The sequence below is a fragment of the Streptomyces sp. 4F14 genome, from assembly GCF_048159485.1.
In the GTDB taxonomy this organism is placed as follows: domain Bacteria; phylum Actinomycetota; class Actinomycetes; order Streptomycetales; family Streptomycetaceae; genus Streptomyces.
In genome coordinates this window covers 1-373 of record NZ_JBLRVY010000229.1, presented here as the reverse complement: position 1 = coordinate 373, position 373 = coordinate 1, and the positions used below count along the sequence as shown (strand labels likewise).

Here is a 373-nt window from a genome sequence, read left to right as displayed (position 1 = left end):
CCCTCGGCGGACTGCACCAGCGCGATGAACGCCTTGGCGGCCTCGGCGTTCTCGGTGTCCTTGAGCAGGGTGATCGGGTAGTCGTTGATGGCGTCGGCGGACTCGGGGAACTCCACGCCCTCCACCTTGTCACCCGCCGCGTGCACATCGGTCTTGTAGACGACCGCGGCGTCGGCCTCCTTCAGCTCCACCTTCGTCAGCGCGGCCTTCACGTCCTGCTCGTACGACACCGGGGTGAGCTTCAGCTTGCTCGCGTCGAGGGCCTTCTGCGCGGCGGCGCCGCACGGCACCTCCTTGTCGCACAGCACGACCTTCAGGCCGGACTTGGTGAGGTCCTTCAGGGAGGCGATCTTGTCGGGGTTGCCCGGCAGGG

General features: G+C 67.8%; 1 protein-coding gene. It reads right to left on the bottom strand.

Going from position 1 to position 373, the window contains the following annotated elements; genetic code table 11:
• Nucleotides 1-373, bottom strand: a 373-nt coding sequence (locus ACLZOT_RS50460) for an extracellular solute-binding protein (protein ID WP_416976054.1), incomplete at both ends; no start/stop codon positions are given.